Raw genomic sequence first — 18767 nt, 5'->3', positions numbered from 1 at the left:
TTCGACCGCCGCCGTGGTGGGCGGGGCGGCGGCGCTGGCCCTGGTGGGCACCGGCGCGGTGTACCTGGGCTTCCCGGGGGCGAGGGACGCGGGCACGGTGAGCGCGGCCTCCGCCCCGGCGGCCACCGCCGGCGGCGACGGCGCCACCGCCTCGGCCACCCCGACCTCGGTGAAGTCCTCCGCCCCGGTGGTGATCACCGGGGACGAGGTGGTCGCCACCTTCCAGGCCCTGCTGCCCAAGGGCCAGGTGTCCGACGCGAAGGGGCACGGAACCGACGAGAACAAGGGGATGTACGCGGACGCCAACCTGGTGTTCGACGACGGCCAGGGCCGGTCGCTGATGGGCCTCAGCATCCAGAAGCACCGCCCCAAGGACGTCCAGCCGCAGACCTGCCCGACGGACCTCGAGCTCGCCTCGCTGGACTCCTGCGCCGTCACCGTGCTGCCGGACGGGTCGAAGCTCATGCTCACCCAGGGCTACGAGTACCCGGACCACCGGGCCACCACCAAGGAGTGGCGCGCCTCGGTGGCCCGTCCGGACGGCGGGCTGATCGGCCTCAGCGAGTGGAACTCGCCCCAGGAGAAGGACGCGCCGGACAGCCGGCCCAACCCGCCGCTCACGCCGGACCAGCTGAAGGCCGTCGTCACGGACCCGTCCTGGAACCGGGTCGTCGCGGCCCTCAGGTTCGACGGCGTCGACACCGAGGCGATCGACCCGGGCCTGTCGCTGCAGGACCGCGAGTCCGTCCTGACCGGGCTGCTGCCCGCCGGGGTGACGGTGACCGACCGCAGGAGCCGGGACCTGCGGTCGGACTTCGAGCGGGCCGGGGGCGGGCGGACCGGGACCCTGACGCTGACGGTCGAGAACTGGGCGAAGGCCCCCGACGACCGGCCGGGGCCGGAGGCGTACCAGGGCGCGGAGACCCTGCCGGACGGGACGAGGCTCCTGGCGCGCGGCGCGGCGGCCAAGGTCCCGAAGGGGGTGCAGGTCGTGGACGCGATGCGGCCGGACGGCGTGGAGGTCCTGGTCACGCTGGTGTCGAAGGGCGATCCGCTGCTGACCGAGGCGGAGCTGCGGGCGGTCGCCACCAGCCCGCAGTGGACGCCGAAGAAGTAGCGCGGGAGACGGCGGTGCCCCGGGCCTGGGGGAGGCCCGGGGCACCGCCGTGTGGGGGAGGGGTGGGGGTCAGTCCTGCTGGTCCTCGGGGAGGCTGATCACCCAGCGGGTGTCCTGCCGGGGGCGCAGGTAGAACAGCCAGTAGAGGGTGGCGGCGGCGGTGATGCCGCCGGTCCACAGCAGGGGCTCGGTGTCCAGCTTGGTCATCACGTAGACCAGGACGGCGATCAGCACGACCGGGACGGCCGGCCACAGCGGCATCCGCCAGGCGGAGGCGTGCTTGTGGTGGCCGCGGCGGGAGAGCAGCGCGGCGATCGCGACCAGCAGGTACATCCCGGTGACGGCGACGCCGGTGATGTTGCTCAGCAGCTCGCCCTTGACGAAGCAGAGCGCGGCGCCGGGCAGGCCGACCGCCAGGGTGGCGATCCACGGCGAGCCGAACCGGCCGAGGGTGCCGAAGGCCTTGTTGACCGGCTCCGGCCAGGCCTTGTCGCGGGCGGAGGCGAACAGCACCCGGGAGTTCTGGATGACCATGACGATGCCGGCGTTGATGATGGCCAGCGCGACGCAGAGGCTGATGAAGGTGCCGACCGCGGAGTTGCTCCAGGCGGTGACCATGCCGGAGATGTCGCCGGAGGCCAGGGTCTGGAGGTCGGGGGCGCCCACGGTGATCGCGACGACCGGGACCAGGATGATCGCGGAGGAGATGCCGAGCGTCCACAGCACGGTGCGCGAGACGTTGCGGCGCGGGTTCTCCAGCTCCTCGGACAGGTAGACGGCGGTGGAGAAGCCCTGGGTGATGAACAGGGCGATGCCGAGCGCGCCGACGATGGCGCCGACGCTCACCGTGGTGGTGGCGCCGCCGTCCCCGGTGACCACGCCGTGCAGCAGGCTGGGGGCGTCGCTGTTGGTGTGGGCGAAGCCGAGCACCGAGACCACGCCGGCCGCGATGACCTCCAGGACCAGGAAGACGCCGGTGATCCAGGCGTTGGCGCGCAGGTCGAGCAGGCCGGCCAGGGTGGCGGCCAGCATCACGGCGGCGCCGGTCATGGCCTTGTCGAGGTGCAGGACGGGCGCGAGGTAGTCGGCGGTGCCGAGGGCGATGACCGAGGGGACGATCATCACCACGATCAGGGAGAGCACGAAGACCAGCCAGCCCATCAGCCGCCCGGCCAGGGTGCCGACCATCGCGTACTCGCCGCCGGCGCTGGGGATCAGGGTGCCGAGTTCGGAGTAGCAGAACGCGACCGCGACGCAGAGCACGGTGCCGATCGCGATGGCCAGCGCGGTGGCGCTGCCGATGCTGGAGAACAGCTCCGGCACGATCACGAAGAGCGTCGAGGCGGGGGTGACGCAGGACAGCGTGAGCAGGGTGCCGCCCACGACGCCGATCGAGCGCTTGAGCTGCTGGGGCGCTGCCGCCTCGGCCGCAGGGGCGGCTACGGTCTGTGGCGGGCGAAGCGTGTCGGTCATGTGGCTTCCGATCGGCTCTGTGCGGTGCTGGGGTGGGAGCGGTATCGCCTCCGCTGGCTGGTTGCTCGGTGTCCGGTTCCAGGCGCTCCCTGGCCGCCATGGAACCTTGGGCGTATTGATCGCGTCAACGCCGGAACTGCTTCGGAATCCGTTGCGGTGAACGGCATAGACATACGATCCGATGATCACGTTCGGTCATTGCCAGCTTTGTCCGACTTGTTACTTTGGCCACATGGCAATTGAATCGAAGGTGAACAAAGAGGGCGGACCGCGATTCCAAGGTCGTACTTCGAGTGAGCGGTGATACGCCCAGGTGCCCCTGAGGCGCCCGGCAACTCCCCGGCGGGGTACGGGAACCGCAGCCCCCGCCCGGAAAGATCTAGGTAACGTTTCGGAACCCGGGACGCCGAAGGGGCCGGACTCCACGAGTCCGGCCCCTTCGCTCACCGTCCGTGACGGCCGGCGCGGCTACGCCACCGGCAGCCAGCCCGTCTGGACCATCTGCCCGCTGGTCACGCGGCGTGACACGAAGACGGCGCGGCCCGGCGGCAGCGCCTGCGGCTTGACCGTCCCCAGCAGCGCGCCCTCGTCCCGGTTGCCGGAGAGGATCACGCCCTGGCCGCCGAGCTCGCGCATCCGCTGCAGCACCGGCTCGTACAGCGAGCGGCCGGCGCCGCCCGCGCTGCGGGCCACGATCACCCGCAGGCCGATGTCGCGGGCGAACGGCAGGAACTCGGCCAGCGGGGCCAGCGGGTTGCCCGAGCTCGTCGCGACCAGCTCGTAGTCGTCGACGATCACGAACATGTCCTTGCCGCTGTACCAGCTGCGGTTGCGCAGCTGCTCGGCGGTCACGTCCGGGCCCGGCAGGCGGCGCGAGCAGGCGCCGCGCAGCATGTCCACGATGGCCGCCATGGCCGGCTGCGCGGCCGCGTACTCCACCAGGTACTCCGGCGGCACGGTGCCGAGCAGCGCGCGCCGGTAGTCGCCGACCACGATGCCGGCCTGGTCCGGGGTGTACCGCTCGGTGATCTGCTTGATCAGCATCCGCAGCACCGCCGACTTCCCGGACTCGGTGTCGCCGAAGACGATGAACAGCGGGTCGGTCTCGAAGTTGACGAAGACCGGTGCCAGCTCCGCCTCGTCCACGCCGAAGGCGACGCCGCGCTCCGGGTGCTCGAAGCCCTTCGGCAGCGCGTGGCCGTCCAGGACGGCCGGCAGCATCCGCACCTGCGGGGCGCGCGGGCCGGTCCAGGCCCCGTCGACGGCGGCGACCAGCCCGGCCACGCCGTTCTGGAGGTCCTCCACCGAGGAGGAGCCGTCCAGCCGGGGCAGGCCGGACAGGAAGTGCAGCCGCTCCGGGGTGATGCCGCGCCCGGCCAGCGACGGGACGTTCTGCGCCACCCGGCGGTCGACCTCGGACTCCATCGCGTCACCGAGCTTCAGCTCGGTCCGGTTCTGCAGCAGGTCCTTCAGGGCCGGGCGCACCTCGGCGTACCGGGCCGCGGTGATCACCAGGTGCACGCCGTAGCCGAGGCCGCGCTGGGCGATGTCGCCGATGACCGGCTCCAGGCCCTCGAACTCCTGCTTGAAGGTGTTCCAGCCGTCGATCACCAGGAAGACGTCGCCGAAGGCCTCGTCCGGCAGCCGGCCGGCCGCCCGGCGGGCCCGGTAGGTGGCGATGGTGTCGATCCCGGCGGCCCGGAACAGCTCCTCGCGCCGGTTGAGCACCCCGTGCACCTCGGAGACCATCCGGCGCACCTTGTCCACGTCCAGGCGCCCGGCCACCCCGCCGACGTGCGGCAGCCCGCCCAGCGACTGGAAGCTGCCCGCGCCGAAGTCGAGCAGGTAGAACTGCACCTCCAGCGGGGTGTGGGTGAGGCCGAACGAGGCCACCATGGTGCGCACCACGGTCGACTTGCCGGAGCGCGGGCCGCCCACGATCAGACCGTGGCCGGCCGCCCCCGCGTAGTCGACCTCCAGGATGTCCGTCTTCTGCTCGCGCGGCCGGTCGACGATGCCGATCGGCGCCCGCAGCCGGCCCGCCGGGTAGCCGGGTGCGGTCAGCCCGCGCTCCGGCACGACCTGCAGCGGCGGCAGCAGGTGGTCCATGCTCGGCGCCTCCTCCAGCGGCGGCAGCCACACCTGGTGCGCGGCCGGGCCCTGGCCGGCCATCCGCTGGACGAACACGTCCAGGACGGTGTCCACCAGCGCGTCGTCCTGCTCCGGGGCCTGCGGGACGACCTCCACCTCCACCGGGTCCGGGAGGTCCACGAAGGCGGCGGTGAACTCCACCGGGCGGGTGTCGACCCGCCGCCCGCCGGTCGACCGCTGCTGCCCCGGCGCCCGGTACGGCCCCGAGACGTAGGCGGCCTTGAACCGGTCCATCACGTCCTCGCCGAACTTCAGGTAGCCGACACCCGGGACCGGAGGCAGGTGGTAGGCGTCCGGTACGCCGATCGCCGCCCGGGACTCCGCGGCCGAGAAGGTGCGCAGACCGATCCGGTACGACAGATAGGTGTCCAGGCCGCGCAGCTTGCCCTCCTCCAGGCGCTGCGAGGCCAGCAGCAGGTGCACGCCCAGCGAGCGGCCGATCCGGCCGATCTGGATGAACATCTCGATGAAGTCGGGCTTGGCGCTGAGGAGTTCGGAGAACTCGTCGATGATCAGCACCAGCGAGGGCAGCGGGTCCAGCGCCGCGCCGGCCGCCCGGGCACGCTCGTACTCGTGGATGTTGGCGTAGTTGCCCGCCGAGCGCAGCAGCTCCTGGCGGCGGTGCAGCTCGCCCTCGATCGCGTCGCGCATGCGGTCGACCAGGGTGAGCTCGCCCTCCAGGTTGGTGATCACCGCGGAGGTGTGCGGCATGTCCGCCATGCCGGAGAAGGTCGCACCGCCCTTGAAGTCGGCGAGGACGAAGTTCAGGATCTCCGAGGAGTGGGTCATCGCCAGCGCCAGCACCAGCGTGCGCAGCAGCTCCGACTTGCCGGAACCGGTCGCGCCGACGCACAGGCCGTGCGGGCCCATGCCCTCCAGCGCGGCCTCCTTGATGTCCAGGTAGACGTGCTCGCCGTTGGCGCCGACGCCGATCGGCACCCGCATCCGCTCGTGCTGGGCGCGCGGGCGCCAGCTGCGGGCCACGTCGAAGGAGCCCGGGTCGCCCGAGCTCATCATGTCGGTGAAGTCGAGGTTGGACAGCAGCGGCTCGTCGTCCCCGCCGGCCGAGATCCGGTACGGCGCCAACTGCCGCGCCAGCGCCTCGGACTGCCACACCGAGAGCAGGTCCGGCTTGCCGGTGTACGTCGCGCCGGAGGCCGAGCGCAGCACCAGCTCCTCGGCGTTGACCGTCACCATCAGGTGCCCGCTGGGCTCGTCGACCTCGCCCGGCACCACCTCGATGACCGTCACGCCCTGCACGCCCTCCGGGCTCGCCAGCAGCGAGTCGTGCGGCACCCCGGCGCCGTCCATGACGACCACCAGGTGCGGCTGGTCGGCCGGCGGGGCCACCTCCCGCACGAAGCGCTGGCGGCCGGCCAGCTCGTCCTGGAGCAGGTACTCCAGGTCGCCCAGGTCGGCGGCGAACAGCCGGCGCGAGCCCGCGCCGTCGGCCTCCTTGCGGTGTTGGTTGTGCGGGAGCCACTTGGTCCACTCCCACTCCTCGGCCGCGCCGGGCGCGGCCGCGACCGCCACCATCAGGTCGTCCGGCGAGTGCAGGGTGGTCAGTTGGGCGATCATCGCGCGCACGTTCCCGTACACCGAGTCCGGGTCCCCGCACACCGTGATGTGGTAGAACGCCCGCAGCGAGACCGCCAGCGGCAGGTCCTGGAGGGTGCCGTGCGCCTTCAGGAAGGAGTGCATCGCGGCCGCCGACAGCGGCTCCAGCTCGTCCATCGGCGCGGTCTGCGGCGCCACCAGCGGCGTGGACAGCTGCACCGGCCCGAGGCCCACCCGGATCTGCGCGAAGTCGCCGTCCCCGGTGCGCCGTTCCCACAGCCGGCGGCCGTCCTCGACGATCGACCAGAGCTGGTCCGGGGCCGGGTTCAGGAACAGCAGCGCGCCGCGCTGGCGCTCCGCCGTGCGGCGCACCTGGCGGCGGGTCTGCTGGAGGTACTTCAGGTAGTCGCGCCGCTCGTCCGCCATCGCGGTCGAGCCGCCCTTGCGGGCCCGGACGATCTGCGCCAGCACCATGCCGACCGTCGAGGCGATCATCAGACCGCCCATGATCTTCATGGGTGCGGCGGCCCCCGGCGAGAAGAAGAACACCGCCGATCCGCCCATGCCCAGCATCGGCAGGATGCTCATCAGCCAGTCCTCGCCGCCCTGCCGGGGCAGTTCGGGCGGGCTCACCAGCTCCACCGGTTCGTCCGGCACGGTGGGCGGATACGCCCTGGCCGGTCGCTTGACCGTGATCACACCCATGTGTCATCCACCCCGCGGCGTCGATCGATCACTTCGGCATCAGCCCTCACGTGACTTGCGCACGCTCCGTACGGGAATCCGGTGACTGGGGACGCCCCACCCAGCGCAGCCCCCGTACCTCTGCGCAGGCGCCGATCCTAACGGTCGCCCCCGCACCGCCCGCCAGGGCCCGGCACGCACCGGCACCGGACACGAACCGAACGGGTAGGGTAACGCCGCGCCAACTCGCGGCCCGGTCGGGCCGGTTCCACAGCAACACCGAGCGCCGCCGGGCCTCGGCACCGTCAACAAGGGGGAGCGCCACGTGCGTCGAAGGATCGAGGTGCGGGCATGAGTGAGCGGAGCGAGCTCATCATCGAACACCGCGCAGTGGGCGGAGCGCCTGCCGGGCGAAGCGGGGTGGGAGCGTGAGCACCGCGGCCGCCACCGGCTACTGCCGGGTGACCGTCGTCGCCCCGGACCGCCGGATCGACGTCGCCCTGCCCGAGGACGTCCCGCTCGCGGACGTCTACCCCGAGGTGCTGCGGCTGGCCAACCAGAGCCAGCCCGACGGCACCCCCACCGGCTTCCACCTGGTCCGCCGGGACGGCACGGTGCTCGACAGCGGGCTGCCGCTGGCCGCCCAGCAGGTCCGCGACGGCGACCTGCTGGCGCTGCGCCCCTTCGCCGAGTCGCTCCCGCCGGCCGTCTACGACGACGTCGCCGACGCGATCGCCAGCGCCGTCGAGGCCGACCGCCGGTTCTGGACCGCCGAGCTGATGCGCGGCTTCGGCCTGATCGGCGCCGGGGTGCTGCTCACCCTGCTCGGCTTCGCGCTCTGGTTCTCCGACCTGCGCCACGACATGCACGGCCTGCCCGGCGTGCTGGCCGGCGTCACCGCCGTCGTGCTCACCGCGCTCGCCGGGGTCCGCGCCCGGGTCTACCAGGACGCCCACGCGGCCGTCGCGCTCGGCCTCGGCGCGCTGCCGCACGCCATGATCGGTGGCAGCGGCGTGATCGCCGTCGCCCACCTCGGGGACGGCCCCGGCCGGCTCCAGTTCCTGGTCGGCTGCGTCGCCGCCCTGGTGGTCTCCGTACTGCTGGCCGGCCTGCTGCCGGAGAAGGACGCGGTGTTCGTCGCCGCCGCCCTGGTCTCCACCGCCGGCGCGCTCGCCACCTTCGCGGCCGTCCTGCTGCCGGAGACCCCGGCCGGGCACATCGCCGCCGTCACCGGCGTCGCCGCCGTCGCCGTGGTCGGCTTCCTGCCCAGCCTCTCCGCCCGGTTCGCCCGGCTGCCGGTCGGCTTCAGCGCCCCCGGCCAGACCCGCACCCGCAGCCGCGACTACGACGAGGAGGCCGAGCGCGCCGAGGCCGTCCAGTACGAGCGGATCGCGCACCAGGCCCGCCGCGGGCACGAGGTGCTGGTCGGCCTGGTCGGCGGCTGCGCCGCGGTCGTGGTCGGCGCCTGCGCCGTCCTCGGCTTCACCGACGAGACCTTCCCCGAGGTGCTCGCGCTCGCCCTGGGCCTGACCACCATGCTGCGCGCCCGGCTGTTCCGCTACACCGCGCAGGTGCTCAGCCTCACCGTGGCCGGCCTGCTCGGCCTGAGCCTGCTGATCGTCGGGCTCTCCCTGCACACCCCGCAGTTCTTCCTGCGGGCGGCCGGCTCCACCACCGAGCTCGACCTGCGCACGATCTGGCTCACCGCCTCGATCGCCTTCGGCGCCGCGCTGCTCACCGCGATCGCCCTGGTGGTGCCGCGGCTCGGGGTCTCCCCGTTCTGGGGGCGCATCCTGGACCTGGTGGACAGCCTCACCCTGATCTCGCTCGTCCCGCTGGCGCTCGCCGTCCTGGACGTCTACCGGCTGGTCCGCGGCGCCACCAGCTGACCGCAGGCCCCCCGGAGCCGCCCGCGGAGGCCCCGGAACCGTCCCCGGAGCCGCCCGCCCGACCGCCGAACGGCCGGGTGGGCGGCACTGGTACGCTTGGCCTTCGAGCGCAGCCGTGTGTCCGCCCCCCGTGGGCCGACGACCGCCGGCCGCGCCCGCGACACCGAGTTCTCGATGAGTCCTGTGTTGTCGACCAGGACCGCTCGGTAGACCCTGAAGGAGTTGCAGTGGCTCTCGCCTCTGACGTCAAGAAGCAGATCTTCGCCGAGTTCGGCCAGAAGGAGGGCGACACCGGTTCCCCCGAGGTCCAGGTGGCCATGCTCTCCCGTCGTATCTCGGACCTGACCGAGCACCTCAAGACCCACAAGCACGACCACCACTCGCGTCGTGGCCTGCTGATCCTGGTCGGCCAGCGCCGCCGCCTGCTGCAGTACCTGGCCAAGAAGGACATCGAGCGCTTCCGTACGCTCGTCGACCGCCTGGGCATCCGCCGCGGTGCCGCCGGTGGCGCCCGCTAAGACCGCCGCTCGGGGGCGGCTCCCCACACCGGGGAGCCGCCCCTCGCGCGTATGCCGCGGCCGTTGAGCCGCGGCGCCCGCAGATAACAACTCGCGCGCACCTCCCCAGGTGGCCGAGGATTGCACCGTAGGGTTGTGGGCATGCCGGGTGATGGCGCACCAGCGCGCCACCCGGGCAGAAGGACCCAACCCCCCCCCGCGGGACGAAGGCTTCAAACGGAAGCCGCCCGCATCCGAGAGAGCGTCCAGACGCGGACCGCCCTTCCGGGCCCGGCAGCCGTGAGGCGCCGGTCCTCGGTAGTGGCCGTCGGAACCCCCGCAGACCGAGCGGGGCACTCCGGAGGCTTCGATCGAAGACCGGCCCGACTGCCGCCCTCCCCGAGGAGGGCCCGGGGCCCACCGCAGGCAGTACGCGGGGACGCTCTCCCGGAGACGTACGAAAGAGGAGATCTTCCAGGTGGAAGAGAACGTGTTCTACGCCGAGGCCGTGATCGACAACGGTTCCTTCGGCACCCGTACCATCCGCTTCGAGACCGGCCGTCTGGCCCGTCAGGCCGCCGGCTCCGCCGTGGCCTACCTGGACGACGACACCATGGTGCTGTCGGCCACCAGCGCGTCCAAGCAGCCGAAGGAGCACTTCGACTTCTTCCCGCTGACCGTGGACGTCGAGGAGCGGATGTACGCCGCGGGCCGCATCCCCGGCTCGTTCTTCCGTCGCGAGGGCCGGCCCTCCGAGGACGCGATCCTCACCTGCCGCCTGATCGACCGCCCGCTGCGCCCGTCCTTCGTCAAGGGCCTGCGCAACGAGGTCCAGGTCGTCGTCACCGTGATGGCGCTCAACCCCGACCACCTGTACGACGTGGTCGCGATCAACGCCGCCTCTGCCTCCACCCAGCTGGCGGGCCTGCCGTTCTCCGGCCCGATCGGTGGCGTCCGCGTCGCGCTGATCAACGGCCAGTGGGTCGCCTTCCCGACCCACAGCGAGCTGGAGTCGGCCGTCTTCGACATGGTCGTCGCCGGTCGCGTCCTGCCGGACGGCGACGTCGCGATCATGATGGTCGAGGCCGAGGCCACCGACAAGACCATCAAGCTGGTCGAGGGCGGCGCCGAGGCGCCGACCGAGGAGATCGTCGCCTCGGGCCTGGACGCCGCGAAGCCGTTCATCAAGGTCCTGTGCGCCGCGCAGTCGCAGCTGGCCGCCCAGGCCGCCAAGCCGACCGGCGAGTTCCCGGTCTTCCTGGACTACCAGGACGACGTCCTCGCCGCGCTGTCCGCCGCCGTCAAGGACGAGCTCGCCCAGGCGCTGACCATCGCCGGCAAGCAGGAGCGCAACAACGAGCTGGACCGCGTCAAGGCGCTGGCCGCCGAGAAGCTGCTGCCCGAGTTCGAGGGCCGCGAGAAGGAGATCAGCGCCGCCTACAACGCGCTGACCAAGAAGGTCGTCCGCGAGCGCGTCATCAAGGACAAGGTCCGCATCGACGGCCGCGGCGTCACCGACATCCGCACCCTGGCCGCCGAGGTCGAGGCCATCCCGCGGGTGCACGGCTCGGCCCTGTTCGAGCGCGGCGAGACCCAGATCCTGGGCGTCACCACGCTGAACATGCTGCGCATGGAGCAGCAGCTGGACACGCTCTCCCCGGAGACGCGCCGCCGCTACATGCACAACTACAACTTCCCGCCGTACTCCGTCGGTGAGACCGGCCGCGTGGGCTCGCCCAAGCGCCGCGAGATCGGCCACGGCGCGCTGGCCGAGCGCGCCCTGCTGCCGGTGCTGCCGACCCGCGAGGAGTTCCCGTACGCCATCCGCCAGGTCTCCGAGGCGCTGAGCTCCAACGGCTCCACCTCGATGGGCTCGGTCTGCGCCTCGACCATGTCGCTGCTGAACGCCGGTGTGCCGCTGAAGGCCGCCGTCGCCGGTATCGCGATGGGCCTGATCTCCCAGGAGATCGACGGCGAGACCCACTACGTCACGCTGACCGACATCCTCGGCGCCGAGGACGCGTACGGCGACATGGACTTCAAGGTCGCCGGTACCCGCAACTTCATCACCGCCCTCCAGCTGGACACCAAGCTGAACGGCATCCCGGCGTCGGTGCTCGCCGCCGCGCTGAAGCAGGCCAAGGACGCCCGCCTGCACATCCTCGACGTGATGAACGAGGCCATCGACTCGCCCGACGAGATGTCCCCGAACGCGCCGCGCATCATCACCATCAAGATCCCGGTGGACAAGATCGGTGAGGTCATCGGCCCCAAGGGCAAGATGATCAACCAGATCCAGGAGGACACCGGCGCCGAGATCACGATCGAGGACGACGGCACCATCTACATCGGTGCCGCCGACGGCCCGGCCGCCGAGGCCGCCCGCACCACGATCAACCAGATCGCCAACCCGACCATGCCGGAGGTCGGCGAGCGCTACCTGGGCACCGTGGTCAAGACCACGACGTTCGGCGCGTTCGTGTCGCTGATGCCGGGCAAGGACGGCCTGCTGCACATCTCGCAGATCCGCAAGCTGGCCGGCGGCAAGCGCGTCGAGAACGTCGAGGACGTCCTCGGCGTCGGCGCCAAGGTCCAGGTCGAGATCGCCGAGATCGACCCGCGCGGCAAGCTCTCGCTGATCCCGGTCATCGAGGGCGAGGAGGGCGGCGAGGCCGCTTCCGAGTGAAGCGCCGCTAGCTGACCCCCGCGGCCCGTACGCCTCACGGCGTGCGGGCCGCACCCCGTTGTCCACGCGTTCGTCCGTACGTGCCCATCCGCACGTGCGTTTCCTCTGGAGGTACCCCCCGTGGCGCAGGCCCCGGCGGTAACGCAGCGTCCCGGCACGACCCGGACCCTGCTCAAGGGCGTCGACGGCGCCGGCACGGTGCGCCGCACCGTGCTCCCCGGCGGCCTTCGGGTCGTCACCGAGACCCTGCCGACGGTGCGCTCCGCGACCTTCGGCATCTGGGTCGGCGTCGGCTCGCGGGACGAGACCCCGCAGCTCAACGGCGCCACCCACTACCTGGAGCACCTGCTCTTCAAGGGCACCGAGCGGCGCAGCGCGCTGGACATCTCGGCGGCCCTGGACGCGGTCGGCGGCGAGATGAACGCCTTCACCGCGAAGGAGAACACCTGCTACTACGCCCGGGTCCTGGACACCGACCTGCCGCTGGCCATCGACGTGGTCTGCGACATGCTCACCGGCTCGCTGATCCGCACCGAGGACGTGGAGTCCGAGCGCGGCGTCATCCTCGAGGAGATGGCGATGGCCGAGGACGACCCGGGCGACGTGGTGCACGACCTGTTCGCCAAGGTGATCTTCGGCAGCGGCCCGCTCGGCCGCCCGATCCTCGGCACCCAGGAGACCATCAGGACGCTCACCCGGGACCAGATCGCCGGCTTCTACCGCCGCCGCTACCGGCCCGAGCAGCTGGTCGTCGCCGCGGCCGGCAACCTCGACCACCGCAAGGTGGTCAAGCAGGTCGAGCAGGCCTTCGCGCCGCTGCTGGCGGCCTCCACCGCGGCGCCGGCCGAGGCCCGCCGCGGCGTCAAGGCGCTGCGCACGGCCGGCCGGGTCGAGGTGCTCAACCGCTCCACCGAGCAGGCCCACCTGGTGCTGGGCGTGCCCGGGGTGCCCCGGCACGACGAGCGCCGCTGGGCGATGGGCGTGCTCAACGCGGCCCTCGGCGGCGGGATGAGCTCCCGGCTGTTCCAGGAGGTCCGCGAGAAGCGGGGCCTGGCGTACTCGGTCTACTCGTACTCCTCGTCCTACGCGGACAGCGGCCTGTTCGGCATCTACGCCGGCTGCCAGCCCAAGCGGGTCGAGGAGGTGCTGCGGATCTGCCGCGCCGAGCTGGCCAAGGTGGTCGAGGAGGGCATCACCGAGGAGGAGCTGGGCCGGGCGATCGGCCAGATCTCCGGCTCCACCGTGCTCGGCATGGAGGACACCGGCTCGCTGATGAACCGGATCGGCAAGGCCGAGCTCAGCTACGGGCACCACCTGTCGGTGAACGAGATGCTGGAGCGCATCGCAGCGGTGACCCTGGAGGACGTCCACGCGGTGGCCCGTGATGTGCTGGGCGCGTACCGGCCGTCGCTCGCCCTGATCGGCCCGGTCAACGACAAGCGGGCCGCCAAGCTCGCCGATCTGCTGGTCTGATCCGCTTTTCCGGATCCGCTGAATCCCAGGTGAGAGGAACTTTTGCCATGACGCTGCGTGTCGCCGTGATCGGCGCCAGGGGACGGATCGGCTCCGAGGCGGTCAAGGCCGTGGAGGCCGCGCCGGACCTGGAGCTGGTCGCCACCCTCGGCCGCGGGTCGAACCTGGAGGAGCTGACCGAGGCCGGCGCCCAGGTGGTCGTCGAGCTGACCCATCCCGACTCGGTGATGGGTAACCTGGACTTCTGCCTGCACCACGGCATCCACGTGGTCACCGGCACCACCGGCTGGACGGACGAGCGGCTCGCCACCGTCCGCGGCTGGCTGGACGAGGCCCCGGAGCTCGGCCTGCTGATCGCGCCGAACTTCTCCATCGGCGCCATCCTCGGCATGAAGTTCTCCCAGATCGCCGCCCGGTACTTCGAGTCGGTCGAGGTGGTCGAGCTGCACCACGACCGCAAGGCCGACGCCCCCAGCGGCACGGCCACCCGCACCGCCCAGCTGATCGCCGCCGCCCGGGCCGAGGCCGGCCGGCCGCCGCAGCAGGACCCGACCACCCACAGCCTGCCCGGCGCGCGCGGCGCCGACGTGGACGGGGTGCCGGTGCACGCGGTGCGGCTGCGCGGCCTGCTCGCGCACCAGCAGGTGATGTTCGGCGACACCGGCGAGACGCTCACCATCCGGCACGACTCGCTGCACCACAGCAGCTTCATGCCGGGCATCCTGCTGGGCGTGCGCAAGGTCGTCGGGACGCCGGGGCTGACCTTCGGCCTCGAACACTTCCTGGACCTGTGACAGTGTCGAACCAGACCGTGCCGTGCCAGAGCACGCCGAACCGGACCGTATTGATCCCCGGAGGGGCCCGATGACCTCCCGTACCGGTTTCTTCGTCCTGTCCGGCGTGCTGCTGCTGGTCGCCCTGGTCTGCGTGGGCGAGGGCGTCCAGCTGATCGCCACCGGCAAGCCGCTCGGCATCGGCATCGGGGTCTGCGCCTTCGTGATCCCGGTGATCGGGGTCTGGTTCCTGCGCCAGACCGTCCGCTTCGGCCGGGACAGCGAGCGGCTGGCCCGCGAGCTGGAGGCCGAGGGCGGCCTGCCGGTGGACGAGCTGGAGCGCAGCAAGGGCGGGCGGATCGACCGGGCCTCGGCCGACGCGGTGTTCGCCCGCCGCCAGGCCGAGGCACAGGACGCGCCGGGCGACTGGCGGGTCTGGTTCCGCCTCGCCGTGGCCTACGCCGACGCCGGCGACACCCCGCGCGCCCGCAAGACCATGCAGCACGCCATCAAGCTGCACAGCACCGAACCCGCAAGGAGTAACGCGTGAGCGACGAACCGACGGCCCCCAGCTTCCGCAGCGACGTGACGGTGGAGCTGGTCCGCAGCGCCGCCGCCGACTCGGACGTCATCTGGGCGGCCCGGGTCTCGACCGCGGGCGAGCAGTCCCTGGAGGCCCTCCAGCAGGACCCGGAGAAGTCCAAGGGCCTGATCAACTTCCTGATGCGCGACCGGCACGGCACGCCCTTCGAGCACAACTCGATGACCTTCTTCATCAGCGCGCCGATCTTCGTGTTCCGGGAGTTCCACCGGCACCGCAGCGGCTGGTCGTACAACGAGGAGTCCGGCCGCTACCGCGAGCTCCAGCCGGTCTTCTACGTCCCGGGCGAGGAGCGCAAGCTCGTCCAGGAGGGCCGCCCCGGCAAGTACGAGTTCCACGAGGGCACGCCGGAGCAGCACCGGACCACGACCGCGGCGATGGAGGCCGCGTACGTCGAGTCCTACGCCCGCTACCAGGAGATGCTGGCCGCCGGGGTGGCCCGCGAGGTGGCCCGCGCGGTGCTGCCGGTGGGCCTGTTCTCCTCGATGTACGCGACCTGCAACTCGCGTTCGCTGATGCACTTCCTGTCGCTGCGCACCCGGCGGGAGAACTCGGCGGTGCCGTCCTTCCCGCAGCGCGAGATCGAGATGGTCGCCGAGCAGATGGAGGAGCAGTGGGCCCGGCTCATGCCGCTCACCCATGCGGCCTTCGAGAAGCACGGCCGGGTCGCCCCCTGACCTGGGACGACAGGCATACGGGCAGAGTGTCTGGCATGTCTGGATTGCGGCTTTTCTAGCCGCTCCCTACATTCGTGAACACGGATTCCGGTGCTGCCCGAACCCCCGAGCGGGCAGCACCGGAATCCCACGTCCGCGCCACCGACGCGCTGCACCTGTCCGAACACCGGACCGGCATGGGTACCGCCCCACCGCCTACGAGTAGCTTTGGACGCATGGCTCCGACCTCCACCCCCCAGACGCCGTTCGGCCGGGTCCTGACCGCCATGGTCACCCCGTTCACCGCCGACGGCGCGCTCGACCTCGACGGCGCCCAGCGCCTCGCCACGCACCTCGTGGACTCCGGCAACGACGGCCTCGTCGTCAACGGCACCACCGGTGAGTCCCCGACCACCAGCGACGCCGAGAAGGCCCAGCTGGTCCGCGCCGTGGTCGAGGCGGTCGGGGACCGCGCCCACGTGGTGGCCGGCGTCGGCACCAACGACACCCACCACAGCGTGGAGCTGGCCCGCCAGGCCGAGGCGGCCGGGGCGCACGGCCTGCTGGTCGTCACGCCGTACTACAACAAGCCCCCGCAGGAGGGCCTGTACCGGCACTTCACCGAGGTCGCCGACGCCACCGGCCTGCCGGTCATGGCGTACGACATCCCGGGCCGCAGCGGGGTCGCGCTGAGCCACGAGACGCTGGTCCGCCTCGGCGAGCACCCGCGGATCGTCGCCAACAAGGACGCCAAGGGCGACCTCGGCGCCGCGGCCTGGGCCATCGCCCGCGCCGACCTCGCCTGGTACTCCGGCGACGACATCCTCAACCTGCCGCTGCTGTCCGTCGGAGCCGTCGGCGTGGTCAGCGTCGTCGGGCACGTGGTGGCGGCGGACCTGCGGGCGATGGTCGAGGCCTTCCTGGCGGGCGATGTGGTCAAGGCCACGAGCATCCACCAGCGCCTGCTGCCGGTGTTCAGCGGTATGTTCCGCACCCAGGGCGTGATCCTCGCCAAGGCCGCGCTGGAACTCCAGGGCCTGCCCGCCGGCCCGCTGCGACTCCCGCTGGTCGGAGCGACGCCCGAGGAGATCGAGCGGTTGAAGCAGGATCTCGCCTCCGGCGGGGTACACCTTTAGCAGACACGGACGTGCGCGCCCCCGGCTCGCCGGACCTCCCCGGGTCCGCCGCTGGACCGGACCGTAGGCGCGAGAGCACAGACCCAGTAGGAAAACGACACTGAGTACGCGCGCCATATGTCTCCAGGGGGAGGACCCCGGACATATGGCGTGCGTCGTGAGGAGAGTCTTTTGAGCCACCCGCACCCCGAGCTCGGCGCGCCCCCGGCACTGAAGGAGGGCGCCCTCCGCATCACTCCGCTCGGCGGCCTCGGCGAGATCGGCCGCAACATGACGGTCCTCGAGTACGGCGACCGCATCCTGATCATCGACTGCGGCGTCCTCTTCCCCGAGGACGAGCAGCCCGGCGTGGACCTGATCCTCCCGGACTTCAGCTACATCCGGGACCGTCTCGACAAGGTCGACGGCATCGTCCTCACCCACGGGCACGAGGACCACATCGGCGCCGTCCCCTTCCTCCTGCGGGAGAACCCGGACATCCCGCTGATCGGCTCCAAGCTGACCCTCGCCCTGATCGAGGCCAAGCTCGCCGAGCACCGCATCCGGCCGTACGTGCTGGAGGTCAAGGAGGGCGAGCGCGAGCGCATCGGCCCCTTCGACTGCGAGTTCATCGCCGTCAACCACTCCATCCCGGACGCCCTGGCGGTCGCGGTCCGCACCCCCGCCGGCATGGTCGTGGCCACCGGCGACTTCAAGATGGACCAGCTCCCGCTGGACGGCCGCCTGACCGACCTGCCGACCTTCGCCAAGCTGGCGGAGGAGGGCATGGACCTGCTGCTGGTGGACTCCACCAACGCCGAGGTCCCCGGCTTCATCCCGCACGAGCGGGACATCTCGGCGGCGCTGCGCAACGTCTTCGCGAACGCCGACAAGCGCATCATCGTGGCCTCCTTCGCGAGCCACGTGCACCGCATCCAGCAGGTGCTGGACGCCGCGCACGAGTACAAGCGCAAGGTCGCCTTCGTCGGCCGCTCGATGGTCCGCAACATGGGCATCGCCCGCGACCTCGGCTACCTGAAGGTCCCCGGCAACATGGTCGTGGACGTCAAGCAGCTGGACGACCTGCCGGACAAGGAGGTCGTGCTGATCTGCACCGGTTCGCAGGGCGAGCCGATGGCGGCGCTGTCCCGGATGGCCAACCGCGACCACCAGATCCGCATCGTCGAGGGCGACACCGTCGTCCTGGCCTCCTCGCTCATCCCGGGCAACGAGAACGCGGTCTACCGGGTGATCAACGGCCTGACCCGCTGGGGCGCCAAGGTCGTGCACAAGGGCAACGCCAAGGTGCACGTCTCCGGCCACGCCTCGGCCGGCGAGCTGCTCTACTTCTTCAACATCTGCAAGCCGCGCAACCTGATGCCGGTCCACGGCGAGTGGCGCCACCTGCGTGCGGCCGCCGAGCTGGGCATCGCCACCGGGGTGCCGCGCAACCGCGTGGTCATCGCGGAGGACGGCGTCTGCGTCGACCTGGAGAAGGGCGTCGCCCGGATCGTCGGCAAGGTGCAGGCCGGGTACGTCTACGTGGACGGCTCCTCGGTCGGCGACATCACCGAGGCCTCGCTCAAGGACCGCAGGATCCTCGGCGAGGAGGGCTTCATCTCGGTCTTCGTCGCGGTCGACTCGACCAACGGCAAGATCGTCGGCGGCCCGACCATCCAGGCCCGCGGCTCCGGCATCGACGACAACGCCTTCGGTCCGGTCGTCGCCAAGCTCCAGGAGGGCCTGGACCGCTCGGCGAGCGACGGCGTGCTGGAGCCCCGTCAGGTGCAGCAGCTGGTCCGCCGGACCATCGGCAAGTGGGTCGCGGACAACTACCGCCGCCGGCCGATGATCCTGCCGGTCGTCGTCGAGGTCTGAGGCTCGCTCAAGACCGGCTGAGGCCGGTTTGACGTGGGGCGACCCGGTGCGTAATGTTCTCCGGGTTGCCCCACGGGACGGCCCCTCGGAAACGGGCTCGAATTCGGATTCGAATTCGAGAACGACCGGGGAAAACGGACCGAAAGACTCTGATAGAGTTCGGGAGCGCCGAAAGGCGAAAGCAAATCGGATGAATGAAACTCCGGAAAACGGAGCG

General features: G+C 71.5%; 12 protein-coding genes. 10 read left to right on the top strand and 2 right to left on the bottom strand.

Annotated elements, in window-relative coordinates; translation table 11 throughout:
- On the top strand, window positions 1-1117 hold a 1117-nt coding region (locus AE652_RS14070; protein ID WP_159028445.1), incomplete at its 5' end, for a hypothetical protein.
- Window positions 1118-1186: 69 nt separating this feature from the next.
- Here the strand turns inward: AE652_RS14070 and AE652_RS14065 are convergent.
- Together AE652_RS14065 and eccCa are read right to left on the bottom strand one after the other, a co-directional pair.
- Entirely contained in the window at window positions 1187-2590 is a 1404-nt protein-coding gene (locus AE652_RS14065; RefSeq protein WP_049651684.1) for an APC family permease, read from the bottom strand.
- 468 nt (window positions 2591-3058) lie between these two features.
- Window positions 3059-7003, bottom strand: a complete 3945-nt coding sequence (gene eccCa / locus AE652_RS14060) for a type VII secretion protein EccCa (protein ID WP_049651683.1) — start codon at window positions 7001-7003, stop codon at window positions 3059-3061.
- Window positions 7004-7410: 407 nt separating this feature from the next.
- Between eccCa and eccD the strand changes: the two genes are divergently transcribed.
- The 9 genes from eccD to AE652_RS14015 all read left to right on the top strand — a co-directional run bounded on the left by eccD (window position 7411) and on the right by AE652_RS14015 (window position 18550).
- Complete coding sequence (gene eccD, locus AE652_RS14055; RefSeq protein ID WP_049651682.1) at window positions 7411-8871, top strand: type VII secretion integral membrane protein EccD; 1461 nt, start codon at window positions 7411-7413, stop codon at window positions 8869-8871.
- 227 nt (window positions 8872-9098) lie between these two features.
- Window positions 9099-9389 carry a 30S ribosomal protein S15 gene (gene rpsO, locus AE652_RS14050; protein ID WP_031072625.1) on the top strand — a complete coding sequence of 97 codons (291 nt, stop codon included), beginning with the start codon at window positions 9099-9101 and terminating at the stop codon, window positions 9387-9389.
- A 457-nt stretch (window positions 9390-9846) separates the two neighbouring features.
- The gene (locus AE652_RS14045) at window positions 9847-12054 is read left to right on the top strand and encodes a polyribonucleotide nucleotidyltransferase (RefSeq protein WP_049651681.1); all 2208 of its coding nucleotides are present in this window, start codon (window positions 9847-9849) and stop codon (window positions 12052-12054) included.
- Window positions 12055-12174: 120 nt separating this feature from the next.
- Entirely contained in the window at window positions 12175-13527 is a 1353-nt protein-coding gene (locus tag AE652_RS14040) for a pitrilysin family protein (protein ID WP_234348371.1), read from the top strand.
- A gap of 47 nt (window positions 13528-13574) precedes the next feature.
- Window positions 13575-14321: a 4-hydroxy-tetrahydrodipicolinate reductase gene (gene dapB / locus AE652_RS14035; protein WP_049651679.1), complete on the top strand. Its 747-nt coding sequence runs from the start codon at window positions 13575-13577 to the stop codon at window positions 14319-14321.
- Between the two features lie 70 nt (window positions 14322-14391).
- Window positions 14392-14850: a tetratricopeptide repeat protein gene (locus AE652_RS14030; RefSeq protein WP_049651678.1), complete on the top strand. Its 459-nt coding sequence runs from the start codon at window positions 14392-14394 to the stop codon at window positions 14848-14850.
- Window positions 14847-15578, top strand: coding sequence for an FAD-dependent thymidylate synthase (gene thyX, locus AE652_RS14025; RefSeq protein ID WP_049651677.1), 732 nt, complete (start codon window positions 14847-14849; stop codon window positions 15576-15578). Before AE652_RS14030 ends, thyX begins: the two co-directional genes overlap by 4 nt.
- Before the next feature lie 215 nt (window positions 15579-15793).
- Entirely contained in the window at window positions 15794-16693 is a 900-nt protein-coding gene (dapA, locus tag AE652_RS14020; RefSeq protein ID WP_049651676.1) for a 4-hydroxy-tetrahydrodipicolinate synthase, read from the top strand.
- 171 nt (window positions 16694-16864) lie between these two features.
- Window positions 16865-18550 carry a ribonuclease J gene (locus tag AE652_RS14015; protein WP_049651675.1) on the top strand — a complete coding sequence of 562 codons (1686 nt, stop codon included), beginning with the start codon at window positions 16865-16867 and terminating at the stop codon, window positions 18548-18550.
- The last annotated feature ends 217 nt before the right edge of the window (window positions 18551-18767 follow it).

It is taken from the genome of Kitasatospora sp. MY 5-36 (assembly GCF_001182915.1).
Classification (GTDB): Bacteria; Actinomycetota; Actinomycetes; order Streptomycetales; family Streptomycetaceae; genus Kitasatospora.
Note: the sequence above shows the minus strand (reverse complement) of the source record. Positions and strands in the feature narration are given on the sequence as shown.